Annotated in this window: 17 protein-coding genes and 1 tRNA gene; 10 read left to right on the top strand and 8 right to left on the bottom strand. The window is 59.3% G+C overall.

What is annotated here, in order from left to right:
- The first annotated feature begins 23 nt into the window (after positions 1-23).
- Positions 24-2,330: a hypothetical protein gene (locus ACP7BS_RS16215; protein WP_426238921.1), complete on the top strand. Its 2,307-nt coding sequence runs from the start codon at positions 24-26 to the stop codon at positions 2,328-2,330.
- Between the two features lie 74 nt (positions 2,331-2,404).
- Here ACP7BS_RS16215 and rpoH read toward each other — a convergent pair whose 3' ends face one another.
- From rpoH to ACP7BS_RS16200, 3 genes are all read right to left on the bottom strand, one after another.
- Positions 2,405-3,310, bottom strand: coding sequence for an RNA polymerase sigma factor RpoH (gene rpoH / locus ACP7BS_RS16210; RefSeq protein ID WP_426229624.1), 906 nt, complete (start codon positions 3,308-3,310; stop codon positions 2,405-2,407).
- 234 nt (positions 3,311-3,544) lie between these two features.
- Positions 3,545-3,802: a DUF2171 domain-containing protein gene (locus tag ACP7BS_RS16205; RefSeq protein WP_426229622.1), complete on the bottom strand. Its 258-nt coding sequence runs from the start codon at positions 3,800-3,802 to the stop codon at positions 3,545-3,547.
- 171 nt (positions 3,803-3,973) lie between these two features.
- Positions 3,974-4,996, bottom strand: a complete 1,023-nt coding sequence (locus tag ACP7BS_RS16200) for an RluA family pseudouridine synthase (protein WP_426238920.1) — start codon at positions 4,994-4,996, stop codon at positions 3,974-3,976.
- Between the two features lie 31 nt (positions 4,997-5,027).
- Here ACP7BS_RS16200 and ACP7BS_RS16195 point away from each other — a divergent pair, with 31 nt between their 5' ends.
- Together ACP7BS_RS16195 and ACP7BS_RS16190 are read left to right on the top strand one after the other, a co-directional pair.
- A complete protein-coding gene (locus ACP7BS_RS16195; protein ID WP_426238919.1) occupies positions 5,028-5,411 on the top strand; it encodes a hypothetical protein in 384 nt (127 codons plus the stop codon).
- 12 nt (positions 5,412-5,423) lie between these two features.
- Complete coding sequence (locus ACP7BS_RS16190) at positions 5,424-6,245, top strand: TrmH family RNA methyltransferase (RefSeq protein ID WP_426238918.1); 822 nt, start codon at positions 5,424-5,426, stop codon at positions 6,243-6,245.
- A gap of 7 nt (positions 6,246-6,252) precedes the next feature.
- Here ACP7BS_RS16190 and ACP7BS_RS16185 read toward each other — a convergent pair whose 3' ends face one another.
- The gene (locus ACP7BS_RS16185) at positions 6,253-7,452 is read right to left on the bottom strand and encodes a hypothetical protein (RefSeq protein ID WP_426238917.1); all 1,200 of its coding nucleotides are present in this window, start codon (positions 7,450-7,452) and stop codon (positions 6,253-6,255) included.
- Positions 7,453-7,623: 171 nt separating this feature from the next.
- Positions 7,624-8,157, bottom strand: a complete 534-nt coding sequence (locus ACP7BS_RS16180; RefSeq protein ID WP_426229932.1) for a DUF1134 domain-containing protein — start codon at positions 8,155-8,157, stop codon at positions 7,624-7,626.
- Positions 8,158-8,478: 321 nt separating this feature from the next.
- Here ACP7BS_RS16180 and chpT point away from each other — a divergent pair, with 321 nt between their 5' ends.
- On the top strand, positions 8,479-9,126 hold the full coding sequence (chpT, locus tag ACP7BS_RS16175) for a histidine phosphotransferase ChpT (protein ID WP_426239040.1): 648 nt from the start codon (positions 8,479-8,481) through the stop codon (positions 9,124-9,126).
- Positions 9,127-9,236: 110 nt separating this feature from the next.
- Complete coding sequence (locus tag ACP7BS_RS16170; RefSeq protein ID WP_426229613.1) at positions 9,237-9,599, top strand: response regulator; 363 nt, start codon at positions 9,237-9,239, stop codon at positions 9,597-9,599.
- A 223-nt stretch (positions 9,600-9,822) separates the two neighbouring features.
- Here the strand turns inward: ACP7BS_RS16170 and ctrA are convergent, their stop codons facing one another.
- Positions 9,823-10,521, bottom strand: coding sequence for a response regulator transcription factor CtrA (gene ctrA, locus ACP7BS_RS16165; RefSeq protein WP_060639445.1), 699 nt, complete (start codon positions 10,519-10,521; stop codon positions 9,823-9,825).
- Between the two features lie 441 nt (positions 10,522-10,962).
- On the opposite strand from ctrA, the gene ACP7BS_RS16160 reads away from it, so the two are divergent.
- Entirely contained in the window at positions 10,963-11,313 is a 351-nt protein-coding gene (locus tag ACP7BS_RS16160; protein WP_037099811.1) for a hypothetical protein, read from the top strand.
- Positions 11,314-11,417: 104 nt separating this feature from the next.
- Here the strand turns inward: ACP7BS_RS16160 and ACP7BS_RS16155 are convergent, their stop codons facing one another.
- The gene (locus ACP7BS_RS16155; RefSeq protein WP_426229610.1) at positions 11,418-11,699 is read right to left on the bottom strand and encodes a GNAT family N-acetyltransferase; all 282 of its coding nucleotides are present in this window, start codon (positions 11,697-11,699) and stop codon (positions 11,418-11,420) included.
- A gap of 114 nt (positions 11,700-11,813) precedes the next feature.
- On the opposite strand from ACP7BS_RS16155, the gene ACP7BS_RS16150 reads away from it, so the two are divergent.
- Positions 11,814-12,263 (top strand): paraquat-inducible protein A, encoded by a 450-nt coding sequence (locus ACP7BS_RS16150; protein ID WP_426238916.1) that lies wholly within the window; start codon positions 11,814-11,816, stop codon positions 12,261-12,263.
- 37 nt (positions 12,264-12,300) lie between these two features.
- Here the strand turns inward: ACP7BS_RS16150 and ACP7BS_RS16145 are convergent, their stop codons facing one another.
- Positions 12,301-12,576 (bottom strand): DUF1153 domain-containing protein, encoded by a 276-nt coding sequence (locus ACP7BS_RS16145; protein ID WP_037099805.1) that lies wholly within the window; start codon positions 12,574-12,576, stop codon positions 12,301-12,303.
- A gap of 556 nt (positions 12,577-13,132) precedes the next feature.
- Here ACP7BS_RS16145 and ACP7BS_RS16140 point away from each other — a divergent pair.
- The 3 genes from ACP7BS_RS16140 to ACP7BS_RS16130 all read left to right on the top strand — a co-directional run bounded on the left by ACP7BS_RS16140 (position 13,133) and on the right by ACP7BS_RS16130 (position 15,442).
- A complete protein-coding gene (locus ACP7BS_RS16140) occupies positions 13,133-13,819 on the top strand; it encodes a LuxR C-terminal-related transcriptional regulator (RefSeq protein ID WP_426239039.1) in 687 nt (228 codons plus the stop codon).
- Positions 13,820-13,972: 153 nt separating this feature from the next.
- Positions 13,973-15,196: a tRNA 2-thiouridine(34) synthase MnmA gene (gene mnmA, locus ACP7BS_RS16135; protein ID WP_426239038.1), complete on the top strand. Its 1,224-nt coding sequence runs from the start codon at positions 13,973-13,975 to the stop codon at positions 15,194-15,196.
- A gap of 169 nt (positions 15,197-15,365) precedes the next feature.
- A tRNA-Met gene (locus ACP7BS_RS16130) sits at positions 15,366-15,442 on the top strand.
- The last annotated feature ends 48 nt before the right edge of the window (positions 15,443-15,490 follow it).

Below are 15,490 nucleotides of genomic sequence, written 5' to 3'. Positions count from 1 at the left end.
GCCGATGGTATGAGAAAGTTCTGATGGCGGATTTTGTTGCAGTTATTCGAAGGACCGTCGATGGTCTGTCGGACAATGTTCCCGAAATGCGGGCCAAGGTCTATGACAAGGCCCGCGGCGCCGTCCGCCGTCAGCTCGAAAGCATGAAGCCTCGTCCTTCGGACGAGATGATCGAGCGCCAGATGGTCAAGCTCGAGGCGGCGATCAACGAGGTCGAGGACGATCACGCCGAGGCGCTTCCGCCGTTGGACGAGCCGCACGATGATTCGATACCGGAAGCGGCCGATGCCGAGGAGCACGTTGCTGACCCGGCAACGGTAGCGGAATATCAACCGGAACCGGAAGCCGCGGAGGACGAACGCCCGGAACCCGTTGCCGAGCCGTACGCCGCCGCCGAACCGATGGAAGAGCCAGTGCCGGCCGCTGCCGTCCAGCCACCGGTGGAGGACGAGCATGTCTATCCTCAGCCAGAGCCAGAAGTGGTGGATGCCGGCACGGCAACTGCTGGTGTCGAAGACCACGTCCCAGCCGTATCGGTCCATCCGGAAGAGCCGGAAGGCGATCGCCACGAGCCTGCTGCCGAGCCGGAGCATCCGGCCACTACGGTGTTCGACCCTCTTGAGCACTACGGCGCGGCTGTTGAAGAAACGGTTCACACTCCGGAAGCCGTCGCCGAACCGGAAACAGTCGCCGAACCGATCACCGAGCCGGCTGTCGAACCGGTCGAAGAAAAACCTGCGGCTTCCGCTGAGTGGGAATTGCCGGAATGGAATGATCCGGTTCCGGCAACTGCCCATAACGAACCGGTCTGGACGGAGGCTGCGGAAGCAGCACCTGTCGTTGACGACATTCCCGACCTGACGCAGTACCAGCCTGTCGAAACGGTAACGCCGCTGCACGACGACACCGGCGTCAAGAACAGAGCTGCAGGTGAAGCTGCGGCCGCCTGGGCCTGGGACGATAACGATCCCTTTACCCAGGCGCCAGCCGCCGCACCAGCCGAAACGTCGGAACCTGCAATCGCTGACTGGTCCTGGCCGGTCGAGAAGACGGCTGCCGCCGAACCTGAACAGCGCAAAGCTGCCAATGACAGCTGGAACGATATCGACGAGCTTCTGGCGCACGGCAGCACGGCCGCAGCAGTTGGAGGCGCCAGCGCGTCACAGGCCGGTAGAACTTCCGCCGCCGTCGATGACGATGTCGACGTGCCGGCGCGGCCCGTTTCCTACCGGGTAGAGCCGAAGCGCTCGCGATTGAATGTGAAGGCGATCGGACTTGCCGCAGTGCTTGCGCTCATCCTGGGCGGCGGCGGTTATGCCTATTGGCAAAATCAGACTAGAGTGAATGCGTGGGTCTCCGGCGTGCTGGCCTCCATCACTGCAAAGATCCCGAGCCAGACAACGCCGGAGGCATCTGCGCCCGAAGAGGGCAACAAGAATCTGACTGCGCCGGAGACGAACAACCAGACGCAGACGCCGGCGAATGCCGAGGTCGCGGCGGTCGAAGGCAATAGCAAGTTCACACAGCGGTTGCAGCAGGATGGTACGGAGATCGATCCGGGTCCGGCGGCGGTGCCTGCAGGTGCAAATGCTACCGAGGAGGGCAAGTCGGTGGCTGCGCAGACCGAGGCCGGCAAGCCTGTCGATACTGCTCAGGCGACTGCAACCACGCCGGCAGGCCAGGCGGCGACTGACGCGCAGCCCGCCCAGCCCGTGCCCGGTCAGCAGACAGCGGCCAATCCGGCGACGCAGCAGGTGCCAGCCGGAGCTCAGAAGATGTTCCTCTATGAGGAGCGGCTGGGCCAGTCGGCGCCAACGGCAATCGAAGGCAATGTCGCCTGGTCGGTCAAGGAAGAATCACCTGGTGGCGATGCCAAGCCGGAACCGGTCGTTCAGGCGCAGATCAATGTTCCCGAGCGCGGGCTGACGGCCCTCATGACGATCAAGCGCAACGCCGACTCATCGCTGCCGGCCAGCCATGTGATCGAGTTTGTCTTCTCGCTGCCGGAGAATTTCGAAGGTGGCAGCATCGATAGCGTCCAACGCGTTTCGATGAAGCGCAACGAGCAGGATCGTGGCGATGCGCTGATTGCGGTTCCGGCCAAGATCACCGAAGATTTCCACATGATCGCGCTCAACGACTTCCCCGAAGCGGTCGCGACGAATACCGAACTTCTGCGCACGCGCGGCTGGATGGATATTCCTTTGACCTATCGCAACGGCCGCCGCGCGCTGTTGACCCTCGAGAAGGGGGCTGCCGGCACGGAGGCCTTCACCAAGGCGATGCAGGCCTGGAGCCTGGCCGCAAAGCCCGATCCGGCCGGTCAGTAATCTTCAAGAGTACAAAAAAGAAACCCGGCTGGAGCGATCCAGCCGGGTTTCTTTTTGTTCAATCAGCGCCGGTGTCAGGCGTCTTCGACGACCCGAAGCGCATTCTGGCGCTCCTGCGCCGCCTTGCGGACGGCATCCTGGACTTTTTCGAAGGCGCGGACCTCGATCTGCCGGACGCGCTCGCGGCTGATGTCGAACTCCGTCGACAGCTCCTCAAGCGTCACCGGATCTTCCGTCAGGCGGCGCGCCTCGAAGATACGGCGTTCACGGTCGTTCAACACGTTCATCGCGCTCGACAAAAGGCTGCGGCGGTTATCCAGCTCGTCCTGTTCGATCAGGATGTCTTCCTGGTTGTCGTGGTCATCGACGAGCCAGTCCTGCCACTGGCCGGATTCGCCTTCACCCGCCTTAATCGGCGCGTTCAGCGAGGCGTCGCCGGAGAGGCGCTGGTTCATCGAAATCACTTCGGCTTCCGACACCTTCAGGGTCGTGGCGATATGCGCGACCTGATCGGGCTTCAAGTCACCCTCGTCGAGGGCCTGGATCTTGCCCTTGAGGCGGCGAAGGTTGAAGAACAGCCGCTTCTGATTGGCGGTCGTGCCCATCTTCACCAGTGACCACGAGCGCAGGATATATTCCTGGATCGAAGCCTTGATCCACCACATGGCGTAGGTGGCCAAACGGAAGCCCCGTTCCGGGTCGAACTTCTTGACCGCCTGCATCAGGCCGACATTGCCTTCAGAAACGACTTCGCCGATCGGCAGGCCGTAGCCGCGATAACCCATGGCGATCTTCGCCACGAGGCGCAAATGGCTGGTCACGAGCTGATGGGCAGCCTTGCGGTCGTCATGCTCCTGATACCGCTTGGCCAGCATGTACTCTTCCTGCGGTTCAAGCATGGGAAATTTGCGGATTTCATCGAGATAGCGGTTAAGACCACCTTCTCCTGCAGTGATGGACGGTAACGTACTGCGGGCCATGATGCACCCCCCTTTCGCGTTCCGGCCTCCTGGTGGCAGGCCGGGAATGTGGGTCTGTCCGACCCCACATCCTCATAGATAAGTGCAGCGAAAGCATGATTCAAGAACGCCGGTTTCACAGAGACGTGAAGCCGGAGACGCGTATGCTCCAGTTGGGTTACAGCCTGTAAATTGGGTCCGCCCCCGAAATATCAAGGGCGGAAAGGGAATTCGCGATGTTTTCCGGCGTCTGGATCAGTGGATCGGCGAATTGTCTTCTTCTTCCTCAAACATCACGGCGACGTCGCCATTGGCGCTGAGGCGCACACGATTGTCATCAACGCTTGCAACCAGTTCAAGGGCGATGAAGTGGTGATGGCCTTCATGGCCAGAGCCGCTATCTCTTTTGGTCAACTTGATCCGGTCGCCTTCGACATGATCGACCGTACCGACATGAAGGCCGTCGGCGCTGATCACTTCGGCATGTTCTTTGATCTGTGTGACATCAATCATCGGGTTTCTCCTTTTGCTGTTTCGCAACAACGCGCCAGAGCTGGAAAGGATGCATAGCGACATCAGAAATCGTATGACGCCGCTATGCAAATTCTGCCCTTTGCTCGCGCTTGAGCGCGCCGCTCTTCGCGCGTGAAGGGCCTCAAACAAGCGAATGTCCGAGTCTGTGCTTCAGCCGCGCAGTGCTTCGACCAATTCCTGTATGTCGTCGGGAACCGGCGATTCGAAATGCATGGTCTTTCCGGTGGTTGGATGTTCGAAGGCCAGCATGAAGGCATGCAGGGCCTGGCGGGGGAAACGGTTGACGACCGCCTTTGCAGCATCCGGAAGAAGATTGGCTTTCGTCTTGAAGGCAGCGCCGTAATCCGGGTCGCCGATCAGCGGATGGCCGATATAGGCCATATGGACGCGGATCTGATGGGTGCGGCCGGTTTCGAGATTGCAGCGGACCATGGCTGCGAGCGCCGTGGAATCCGGTTTTTCTAGGTAGCGCTCGACCACCTGATAGTGGGTGATCGCCTCGCGGGCGTCATCGGCGCCTTCCTGCTTGACGGCGCGCTTGATCCTGTCGCCGGCGCGGCCGAGCGGCGCGTCGATCGTGCCCTTCAGGCCGCGCGGGCGGCCCCAGACGATAGCCATGTAGGCGCGCTCCAGCGGCCCTGTACGGCCATGGTCGGCAAACTGGTCGGAGAGGTGGCGATGGGCGATATCGTTCTTTGCGACCACCATGACGCCGCTGGTATCCTTGTCGAGCCGGTGGACGATGCCGGGGCGCTTGACGCCGCCGATGCCCGAAAGGCTTGCGCCGCAATGATGGATCAGCGCGTTGACCAGCGTGCCGGTCCAGTTGCCGGCGCCGGGATGAACCACAAGGCCCGGCGGCTTGACCAGAACAATGAGATCGTCGTCCTCATAGAGTACGTCGAGCGGGATGTCCTCGCCCTTCGGTTCCGGGTCTTCCGCTTCGGGCATGCCGATCTCGAAGACGTCGCCGGGCTGGACCTTCTTCTTGGCTTCCTTGACGGTCTTGCCGTTGACCGAGACCTCGCCCTGTTCGATCAGGCTCTTGATGCGGTTGCGCGAAAACTCGCCGCCCAGCGCTTCGGTCAGATAGGCATCCATCCGCCCGGTCGCGTCCTCATTTGCCGTGAGGACTTTCCTAATCGCCGAGGCTTGTTTAAAGGGGTCGTTCATTCTCATTCCATTTCCGCAGGGTAGGCCAGCCATGTCCAATCAGAAACCAGTCGAACAGGAAGACAAGCCGCTCGATCCGGTGATGGAGAACGTGCGCCGCAAGATGGTCAAGCTGCAGCTGGTCTCGGCTGGTGTCATGGTGGTGATGCTTATGGTCGTGCTTTCAGCGATTGTCTATAAGCTTACGCGTCCGGGCAAGGCCGATGTGACGCAAAGCGCCTCTATTACGGTGCCGGGCGAGGCGCCGGTCACGGCAATCGCTGCCCTGCCTGCCGGGTTCGAAGTTTCCGACGTTGCTTTGTCGGGCGGCCAGATCCTGTTTTATGGCGCGGTTGCCGGTGGCGATCGCAAGGCGATCGTCTTCGATATCGCTGCCGGCCGCATCGTTGCGGATGTTTCCGTCAAGACCAACTGAGAAGGCCTGGCCGTGATCCCGCTCCGCATCGACGACCCGGCCGATCCGCGCATCGCCGGCTTCGTCTCGATCAAGGAGCGCGACCTGACCGGACGCCATGGCCGGTTCATTGCCGAGGGTACGGTCGTGCTACGCATGCTGGCGGCAGCGCATCATGCCGGGCGTGGCATCGAGGCTGAAGCCATCCTGCTGCTCGAAAACCGCGTCGATGGTGTCCGCGGCATCCTGGCTGAATTCCCGGCGGACATTCCGGTCTATGTGGCCAGCGCTCCGGTGTTCGATGCCATTGCCGGTTTCAACATGCACAGGGGCGTGCTGGCGCTCGGCAAACGTCAATCGGCACGCGGTCTGGATACGCTCGTCAGCAGCCTTCCGGAGAAGAGCCTGGTTCTCGCTGCCTGCGGCATTTCCAACCATGACAATATGGGCTCGATGTTCCGCAACGCCGCCGCCTTCGGCGTCGATGCCATCCTGATGGATGAGACCAACTGCGATCCGATGTATCGCAAGGCGATTCGGGTCTCGGTCGGCTCGGTGTTGAGCGTGCCTTTTGCCCGCGAGGGCTCGGTGACAGCACTGATCGGGCGTCTGCAGGCGGAAGGTTTTGCGATCTGGGGATTATCGCCGCGGGGCAGAACCGATCTGCACGATATTCCACCATCGCCGCGCACCGTGCTGCTTGCCGGGACGGAAGGCGAGGGGCTGCCTGAAAACATCATGGCATTGATCCAGACCGCCCGCATCCGCCAGCGGCCGGGCCTCGACAGCCTGAACGTCGCGGCAGCGACAGGCATCGCACTGCATCAGGTGGCGATGATCAACGGCTTTATCTGAGTAGAAGTTATCGATGGTCCGGCGGCAGCATGTCGCGGGCGCGGGCTGCGAGGCTTTTATCCGAACGATTGGGCTGCGTGCCTGCCGCAGCGAGGAGGGTGGGTATCGGCGATCCCTGGCCTTCCCTGGCCGCTGTCAAAGCCACCATGGTTGCCGCGATGTCGGCAATTTCCTCGCGCAAGGCGTCGTCGTGTGCTGAAGATGCCGAGTTGATCAACTGTTCCGAAAGTGCGGCAGCCCGGTTGCGGGCATAGTCGGCCGGCACGGTCAGATCGATGGCGGCTACGGGTGACATGGCGTTCTGTGCATCCGGGTTGTCCTGTGTTCGTATGGTGCCGACTGTTGCCGGATCCGGTGCCGCGATTTTCTTCTCGCGGCGCACGGGCATGGTCAGACCGGCGGCACGCAACGCCTTTGAGGCGTCGCGCAGGTCCGTGCCCGCATCCCTGACCTTGGCTTTCAATCGCTCGATCTCGCCGCCCCTGCGTTCCAGAAAACTGTCCTTGTCGGCATTGGCAGCCATTTCTCTGGCAAGCTTTGCCTCCAACTGCTTCAGGCGGGTTTCGTCACGGGCAAGCCGGACTTCCAGTTCGCGCGCCTTGGTGCTTTCGGCTTTCAGTTCGTTGCGCATGATCTCGCGTTCGTCCTTCAGGCCGGCAATGCGGCTCTTCAGGTTCTCTGCCTCTGCATCATGGGCAGCAACGTCGATCTTCAGACTGTCCATATCGCCGGAAAGGTGCTCCACCTGTCTGGTCAGGGTTTTGATGTCGATGTTCTTTTTGACATTGTCGCGCTCGACATCGGCAAGCGTCACTTTCAGCCGCTCGATGTTCTGCTCGAGCTGCCGGGCAGCCGAACGCAGGTCCGCCGCTTCGACATTCATGTCGGCAAGCTGCGCATGCAGGTCGGCGTTTTCACCGGCGAGGCGCTGGGTTTCCTTCAGGGTGGAACCGTTTTGCAGCAAAAGAGCGACGTTCTTGTCGCGCTCGCGTTTCAGCATCTGGCTGGTCCTGGCATTTTCGGCCGCGTACCCGGCGCGGGCCGCGTCTTTCTGGGCCCGGACCTCCTGTGGCGACAGCGGCATCGTTGCCGTCAGCCGGTCCTCGGCAAAGCGGACGATGCGCCTGTGCACGACGGGCGCCACCAGCAGGCCGAGCAGCGCCGCAGTCAGAAAACCCAGGGCGAACAGGAGTGCGAATTCAATCACGGGCTGGCCATTTCAGTTCAGGGCACGCGGCGATACGCAATAATCCATGGTTTTCGTTTCATTCGCACTAAAGACGAACGAGAATATCACTTCAAGTGCTCGCGAACGCGCATTTTTTTCCAGCCGCCTCAACGACTGGAAAACCTCGGGAAAATCAGCAGACGTTTTGCCTCAGAAGGGGTTCCAGGTCGGCTGCTGTGTCAGCTTCAGGTAGCCGACATTGATGCCGAGGCGAGCGCCAAGGCCGGTTCGGATCGGAACCAGGACGATGTTTTCGTCGGTGAGTACCGTCATGCCGACACCGGCGACCACGTAGGCCGAGCCCGAGACGCCGCCAAAACGCTTGTAGAGCGAGGGGACGGCAGGCAGGTTGTACACCAGCATCATCGTCCGGCTACCCTGCCCACCCCAGTCGAGTCCGAGCGACGGCCCCTGCCAGAACACGTTATGCTGGCCGGCATTCTTGGTATAGAGGTCGCCTTCGCCATAGGTCAGGCCGGCCACGAATGCGCCGGATCCTTCCTGGCCGAGAATGTAACCGTTCGGCAGGCCGTATTTGGAAAATGCGTTCTCGACCACCTTGGCAAGTCCGCCGGAGGTGGAGCCGAAGAAGCCGTGACCGGCATCGACGATTTCCTGCATCGTGTATTGTTCGCCTCTGCTCTGCGCAAGCGCCGCCGGCATGAGGCTGAACGCAGCCATCATCGCCACGAATGTGCGCAAGAGTGGGAATTTCACGGCATTGAGGATCCGCTGCATGTTTTTCTCCGTAATCTCAGGAGCGCCGCGACGTCATGCGCGGGCCGCTATCCTGCCCCGTTTCACTCTGTGACGGGGGTCGGGCTGATTGTCAGCAATTTGAACCGATGATCTTAACAATCGGTTTACCAAATGTGGTGTCTTTATGATCTTCGCCTTGAGACTATGCCCGCGCAATCTTCGCGGGCTAGACCAATGGGCAATAGGATCGCGGAAGGCCGCCTGATCTCGCTTGTGAGCCGTCCGGCGGCTATTGAGGATACGACCATGGGAAAGAACCCGAACCTGACCTTGACCGGTCCCGATCTCGCAGCGCTTCTGTGCAGCCGTGTCTGCCATGACATCATCTCGCCGGTTGGCGCGATCAACAACGGCCTCGAACTGCTGGACGAGGGCGGGGCGGATGCCGATGCCATGGACCTCATCCGCACCAGCGCGCTCAACGCTTCGGTCCGGCTGAAATTTGCCCGTCTGGCCTTCGGTGCTTCGGGCTCGGCCGGCGCTTCGATCGATACTGGTGAGGCGGAAAAGGCGGCCAAGGATTTTGCCTCCGTCGAAAAGAAGACGGAAGTCACCTGGACCGGACCGCGCGTGATCATCGCCAAGAACCGGGTCAAGCTGCTGCTCAACCTGTTCCTGATCGCTTACGGCGCCATTCCGCGTGGTGGTTCGATCGATGTCGTCCTGGAAAACCCGGAATATGACGCGGCCTTCAAGCTGATCTGCAAGGGCCGGATGATGCGCGTACCGCCAAAGCTTGTCGAGCTTCTTTCGGGAACGCTCGAAGAGGCCGTCGACGCGCATACGATCCAGCCCTACTACACGGTTCTGCTTGCCGACGAGGCCGGCATGGAGATCGAGGTCACCTCGAACTCGGAAGAAATCGTGTTTTCCGCGAAAATGGTTGCAGCCTGAAGTCGAGATAAATCTGCTTTTAGGCATGGCGGTAACTGATTCTTTGCCAAAGCGGCATACGGTTGTAGATAGGGATTAGTTCCCGCTGTAGCGCCAAGAGGGAGCTTGAGATGCAACGCTTGATGATTGCCGATGATTCGGACGTCGTACGCAAGGTCGGGAAGCGCATCCTCTCGGGCCTGAATTTCCTGGTCTCCGAGGCCGCAAACGGCCTCGAAGCGCTTGTGCGCTGCGAAGCGGAACTGCCCAACATCATCATCGTTGATGCGGGCCTTGATGGCGCGCTGGATTTGATTGCCAATATCCGCAACCTTCCCGACGGCAAGGCCGTCCGCATCTATTATTGCGTCGTCGAGGCGGACCTGAAGAAGATGATGGCCGGCAAGCGCGCCGGTGCCGACGATTTCCTTTTGAAGCCGTTCGACCGCAAGATCCTGACCAGCGTCTTTGGCAGCCTGTCGATCGCCGCCTGATCCTTTACAACCGATATCGTTTCAAACCAGCCGTTGCCTTTCCAGGCGGCGGCTTTTTTACGCACCCCTCATAAGGGGCCGGGCGCGGTACGATGCGGAAACCCGGAAACGCAAAAGCCCGCCATCATCGGCGGGCTTTCACGAAACTTTCGGCACGATCAGCCGTGGCGTCCCTGCATTATGCGGGATGCGAAACACCGCCGGCTGGAATGGCCGGTGGTTATCAGGCGCTTTCTGCGAATTCGCCTTCCGGCTCGCGCAACACATAGCCGCGACCCCAGACGGTTTCGATATAGTTGGCGCCGCCGGCAGCATTTGCGAGCTTCTTGCGCAGCTTGCAGATGAACACGTCGATGATCTTCAGTTCCGGTTCGTCCATGCCGCCATAAAGGTGGTTGAGGAACATTTCCTTGGTGAGCGTGGTACCCTTGCGGAGCGAAAGCAGCTCCAGCATCTGGTATTCCTTGCCCGTCAGATGAACGCGCTGGCCGCCGACTTCAACGGTTTTCGCGTCCAGGTTGACGATCAGTTCGCCGGTCGAGATGACCGACTGCGCATGGCCCTTGGAACGGCGCACGATCGCATGGATACGAGCAACCAATTCGTCCTTGTGGAAAGGCTTGGTCATGTAGTCGTCTGCGCCGAAGCCTAAGCCCCGAACCTTATCCTCGATGCCGGCCATGCCGGAGAGGATCAGAATAGGTGTCTTGACCTTGGACAGACGCAGCGTTCTCAAAACCTCGTAACCGGACATGTCCGGCAGGTTAAGATCGAGCAGAATGATGTCGTAATCATAGAGCTTGCCGAGATCGACACCCTCTTCACCAAGATCGGTGGTGTAAACGTTAAAACTTTCCGACTTGAGCATCAGTTCGATGCTCTGCGCTGTCGCGCTGTCGTCTTCGATGAGTAGAACCCGCATAATTGTCCCCTTTTCCGCCGCCGAAAGGTCGTTGTGGCCCCCTTACGCGATACGGATCCAGTCGTTGCCTGATTTGGAGGCTGCCAGCAAATGGTTAACAAATTCTGATTCACTCTGGCAAGGTGTATCGAAAATGTTAAATATTTTTTGCAGACCTCTGATTTTACATGTGAATCTAGAATGACATCCTTAACGCACAACATTAAGGAAATCGGCTATGTGACTCATCTGACTCAATCTATGCCAAACACCAAATTTAGCGCTGGGCATTTACTGACCCTTAAATGATCGTCCCTATGATTAACGATGCCCGTAAACGAAAGGTTACCAGCGGTAGGATTTTGTTAAGATCGCTGTAATTATTTTCGTTTCCGACGCCGTAAGGTCGGTTGAACGGGTCAAATCCAGTAACCGGGGTCTCGCATCACGGGAGTATTGCGTATGAAGTCACGTGAGAGCCTTGTTCGCCTGAAGGAATTTCAGGTGAAGGAGAAACAGCGTCAGTTGAGCCAGCTACAACTGATGATGTCCGAATTTGAGCGGATGACCAAGGAATTGGAAAATCAGATCACTTTCGAGGAAAAGAAGTCCGGGATCACCGATCCCACCCATTTCGCCTATCCGACGTTTGCCAAGGCTGCGCGACAGCGGGCAGACAATCTCCAGGTCTCGGTTCGGGAACTGAAGGTACAGCAGGATGCGGCGGAACTTGCGCTGGAAGAGGTTCAGGCGGAATTCGCCAAGGCCGCAGCGCTCGAAGAACGCGACAGCGGTGCGCGCATGCGCGCTTAGGCGCGCTTGAGGCTTGCCCAAGGCCAAAAGGCCCTTCTCACGGACTTACGTCAAGTCCGTGAGAAGGGCCTTGTGTATTTTTGAAGCAGGTTCAAGGACGCTTCTTAAGCTTGGATTGCGTCCTGCCATTCCGGATGACGCTGTGTCTGGGCGCGCATGAAGGGGCAGAGCGGAATGATCTTCCAACCGCCTTTTCGCGCCGCGTCAATTGCGTGCGCCGCCAGCGCTTGGCCGACGCCTTTGCCGCGCAGTTCATCCGGAACCGCAGTGTGATCGATGATGATCAGTTGCGGCGATGACCGGGAATAGGTCATTTCAGCCGTATGGCCCTCGACTTTTGTACTGTAGCGGCCATGCGAGCCGGTTTCTTCGCTGATAATATCCATCAATCTCTCCCCCTTGCCGGCTGCCCGGACCGTTTCCATCGTGGTTGGTTCATCACTGTTCAGCGCCACCAAAGGTGATATGTAATCCCGTCCGTGCAAGAGAAGACAAGAATCATGCGTCTCATCCCTCCGCTTTTCCTTGTTCTGTCCGCTTTTTTTCTCGCTCTCGGGCTTGTGCTGCCATTGGTTCAGTTTGAAAAACTGGTTTTTTTCACCGAAACGCCGTCGCTGCTGGGAATCGTATCGTCGCTTTGGGGAGAGGGCAACCAGATGCTGGCCATCATCGTGGCGCTTTTTTCCATCGTGTTCCCTTTTGCGAAGCTGGTCGGGATTGCCTTCGAGGCGACAGCACCGGCGAACGGTAAGGCTGCGGACGGAATGGTCGCCCGCCTTCTGCCGTTACTCGGCAAATGGTCGATGATGGATGTGATGCTTGTAGCGCTCGTCATCTTTGCGGCAAAGACCAGTGGAATGGCAGAGGCTTTCACCCAGCCGGGCCTTTGGTTCTACGCCGGATCGGCGGTGCTGACGGGGCTGCTTCAAATGCAGCTGCGGCCGCACTGAATGCGGCCGCTTGAGCTCTTGCAAATGAAGGGTCTGGCTAGTGGCGATATTGCTGGATGCGGGTCGTCCGCAGGCCGGCAAGGCCATGGTCGCTGATCGAGGACTGCCAGGACAGGAATTCTTCGACGGTCAGGGTATAGCGGTCACAGGCTTCTTCCAGGCTCAGCAGTCCGCCACGCACGGCGGCGACGACTTCTGCCTTTCTGCGGATCACCCAGCGGCGCGTATTGGCCGGTGGCAGATCAGCAATTGTCAAAGGGCTGCCATCGGGTCCGATGACATATTTCACGCGGGGTCGTATCATTTCGGTCATTGGACTCTCTACACATACTCAAGACCATGTAGGCTCAACTTACCCTGCCACATTTAACATTTGCCTAAGCGCGTGGTAACAATTTGCTAATAATTTTAGAGACTTCCAGAACGCTCTTCGACCAATTGCGGATCGTCCAAGCGGTATATGGAGCGGCGTAACTGTTCTCCCGAACCTATTTTTATTGTAGTCTTCGAAAGCTTTGTCCTGGTAATTTCCAGGTATGCATGGGAGCTATGCAAATATAATGGTTCAATTTTCATCAAATTGTTGATAATAACGGCGAGTAATTGAGCATATGCAACATTTTGTTGCTCTGGAATGCTCTCGATGCGCCATTTTATTTCAAAACACCCTCCTTTTCGCTTCGATTGTGTCCCTGGTGGCCTCTCGGAGTTTTTGTCGGTGTTGGATCTATCGTGCTGCTGCCGAAAAAATTCCGGAATGAGAATTTTTCGAGAGCTGGCGCGATGGCCGGCAGGTTGGTGATGAAAATATGAGAGACCCTGACAAGCTGACCTTGCGAAGCGAAGCTTATGCTGATTTTCTTTCAGGCATGAACAGTTCCGCAGTCCAGACGGAGTATGAAGTGCTCCACCTGATGCGCCAGTGCACGGCGCAATTCGGTTTCAGCCATTTCATGATCGCGCGTATTCCCTTCGGCGAGCAGCAGCGCTTCGCCGAGCGCCTTGTTTTGAGCAGCTGGCCATCGGAGCTTGTGCGGGAATACGACGCCGCCACGGTTTTTCAGGCCAGTGCACTGATCGAGCGGCTGCGTCATACGAAACTGCCGGTCTTCGGCGCAACACAATCGCTGCTCAATGCGCAAGGCTCTGCAGCCCGTGACACTGTCGGCGCGCTGTTTGCCGCGCAGGCGATGAACAATACATTTGCCGTTACGCTGCACACCACCCACGGGGAGGCATTTGCTGCTCTGCTGTGCGGACCGCGTGGCGAGCCCGACAGGGCCGAGACGGCCGATCTCTATCTGACCCTGCTGCAACTGTTCGAAACCCTCGAGCGAACCTTCGAGGTCGGCGCCTCGGCGCGCGACAAGCTGTCGACGCGCGAGATCGAGTGTCTGCGCTGGGCTGCGGCGGGCAAGAGCAGCGACGAGATCGCCATCATCCTCGGTATTTCCGCCTATACGGTTTCCAGTTACTTCAAGACCGCGACCCGCAAGCTTGATTCGGTCAATCGCATGCAGGCGATTGCGCGCGCCATGCGGATGAAGCTGATCTGACCAGCCCAAAGCCCTTGCCCTTGTTCAATTCCCCGCGACTTTCTATATAACGGCTTGCGGCATGGCCGGCCTGGGCCGGAACCGCTTTGCTGCGGCGTTGGCCGTTTGCAGGAAACAGGGTATGGTCGCGCGACAATGCCGAACAACCCGCCGATGGACCGCAATGCCGGATTGGATGCCGTGAACAGTCTCGATTTTGACCGCAAGCCCGAAGATACGCGCGTCGTGGTTGCCATGTCCGGCGGCGTTGACAGTTCCGTCGTGGCCGGCATCCTGAAACGGCAGGGCTACGACGTTCTTGGCATCACCCTGCAGCTTTACGATCACGGGGCGGCCATCCATCGGGCCGGCTCCTGCTGCGCCGGCCAGGACATCGACGATGCCCGCCGCGTCTGCGAGGTGCTGGGCATTCCGCATTACGTTCTCGACTATGAGCAGCGTTTTCGCGAAACGGTAATAAATCCCTTTGCCGAAAGCTATGTCGCCGGCGAGACGCCGATCCCCTGCGTTGCCTGCAATCAGACCGTCAAATTCGCCGATCTTCTGGCGACGGCCCGCGATCTCGGCGCCGATGCGCTGGCGACCGGCCATTACATCCGCTCGAAGGCCAATCCGCAGCCGGACGCGCCTAGCCGCCGCGCGTTGTTTCGCCCGACGGATGCCGATCGGGACCAGAGCTATTTCCTGTTTGCCACCACGCAGGAGCAGATCGACTATCTACGTTTTCCGCTCGGCAACCTCACCAAGGCGGAAACAAGGGCGCTTGCCGAAGATATGGGCCTCGTCGTCGCCAAGAAGGCCGACAGCCAGGACATCTGTTTCGTGCCGCAGGGCAAATATGCCGATATCATCAACAAGCTGAAGCCGAATGCGTCTTTGGCGGGCGATATCGTCCATCTGGATGGCCGCGTTCTCGGCAGCCACGATGGCATCCTGCACTATACGATCGGTCAACGCCGCGGCATCGGCGTCGCCACCGGCGAGCCGCTTTATGTGGTGCATCTCGATGCCCGTTCGCGCCGCGTCATCGTCGGTCCGAAGGAAGCACTGGAAACCCGCCGCGTCTATCTGCGCGACATCAACTGGCTGGGTGACGGCGATATTTTCGATGTAGCGGCCGATGGGTTTGCCTGTTTCGCCAAGGTCCGATCGACGCGTCAGCCAGCGCCTGCGATCCTGCGCGCCGGCGCAGACGGCGTCTCGGTCGAGCTGCTGGAAGGCGAGGCGGGCGTTGCCCCCGGCCAGGCCTGCGCGCTCTATTCCGGCATCGGAGAAGACGCCCGCGTCTATGGCGGCGGTTTCATCCTGCGCTCCGAACGCGAGGCCGCAGCCGAAGCTGCTCTGAAGGACCTGCTGCAGAGCGTGGTTGCAGCCTGATAAAGGGCCGGGGACTGCGCATCACGCGCTGTGTCCGGCCATTGTCCAGCGTCCCTTGAAAAACTTCCGGTTTTTTGAAACGGCTCGGCTTGACACCAGCATGAACCGCACCTTATAAGCCGCCCACTGACGCGACGACAGCGGCCAAGCGCCCAAGTCGCAGTCTGATGGCGGGGTAGCTCAGGTGGTTAGAGCAGCGGAATCATAATCCGCGTGTCGGGGGTTCGAGTCCCTCTCCCGCTACCAAAATTCCAAAATCTTTTGAACAACTTTTAGATGCTGTCAAAATTGGCA

The sequence above is a fragment of the Pararhizobium sp. DWP1-1-3 genome (assembly GCF_049896125.1).
In the GTDB taxonomy this organism is placed as follows: Bacteria; Pseudomonadota; Alphaproteobacteria; order Rhizobiales; family Rhizobiaceae; genus Pararhizobium.
This window is presented reverse-complemented; position numbering and strand designations above follow the sequence as displayed.

Coding starts and splice junctions, on each gene's coding strand:
- ACP7BS_RS16215 (WP_426238921.1), top strand. CDS start 24: ATGGCGGATTTTGTTGCAGTTATTCGAAGGACCGTCGATGGTCTGTCG.
- rpoH (WP_426229624.1), bottom strand. CDS start 3,310: ATGGCCCGCAGTACGTTACCGTCCATCACTGCAGGAGAAGGTGGTCTT.
- ACP7BS_RS16205 (WP_426229622.1), bottom strand. CDS start 3,802: ATGATTGATGTCACACAGATCAAAGAACATGCCGAAGTGATCAGCGCC.
- ACP7BS_RS16200 (WP_426238920.1), bottom strand. CDS start 4,996: ATGAACGACCCCTTTAAACAAGCCTCGGCGATTAGGAAAGTCCTCACG.
- ACP7BS_RS16195 (WP_426238919.1), top strand. CDS start 5,028: ATGTCCAATCAGAAACCAGTCGAACAGGAAGACAAGCCGCTCGATCCG.
- ACP7BS_RS16180 (WP_426229932.1), bottom strand. CDS start 8,157: ATGATGGCTGCGTTCAGCCTCATGCCGGCGGCGCTTGCGCAGAGCAGA.
- chpT (WP_426239040.1), top strand. CDS start 8,479: ATGGGAAAGAACCCGAACCTGACCTTGACCGGTCCCGATCTCGCAGCG.
- ACP7BS_RS16170 (WP_426229613.1), top strand. CDS start 9,237: ATGCAACGCTTGATGATTGCCGATGATTCGGACGTCGTACGCAAGGTC.
- ctrA (WP_060639445.1), bottom strand. CDS start 10,521: ATGCGGGTTCTACTCATCGAAGACGACAGCGCGACAGCGCAGAGCATC.
- ACP7BS_RS16160 (WP_037099811.1), top strand. CDS start 10,963: ATGAAGTCACGTGAGAGCCTTGTTCGCCTGAAGGAATTTCAGGTGAAG.
- ACP7BS_RS16155 (WP_426229610.1), bottom strand. CDS start 11,699: ATGGATATTATCAGCGAAGAAACCGGCTCGCATGGCCGCTACAGTACA.
- ACP7BS_RS16150 (WP_426238916.1), top strand. CDS start 11,814: ATGCGTCTCATCCCTCCGCTTTTCCTTGTTCTGTCCGCTTTTTTTCTC.
- ACP7BS_RS16145 (WP_037099805.1), bottom strand. CDS start 12,576: ATGACCGAAATGATACGACCCCGCGTGAAATATGTCATCGGACCCGAT.
- ACP7BS_RS16140 (WP_426239039.1), top strand. CDS start 13,133: ATGAACAGTTCCGCAGTCCAGACGGAGTATGAAGTGCTCCACCTGATG.
- mnmA (WP_426239038.1), top strand. CDS start 13,973: ATGGACCGCAATGCCGGATTGGATGCCGTGAACAGTCTCGATTTTGAC.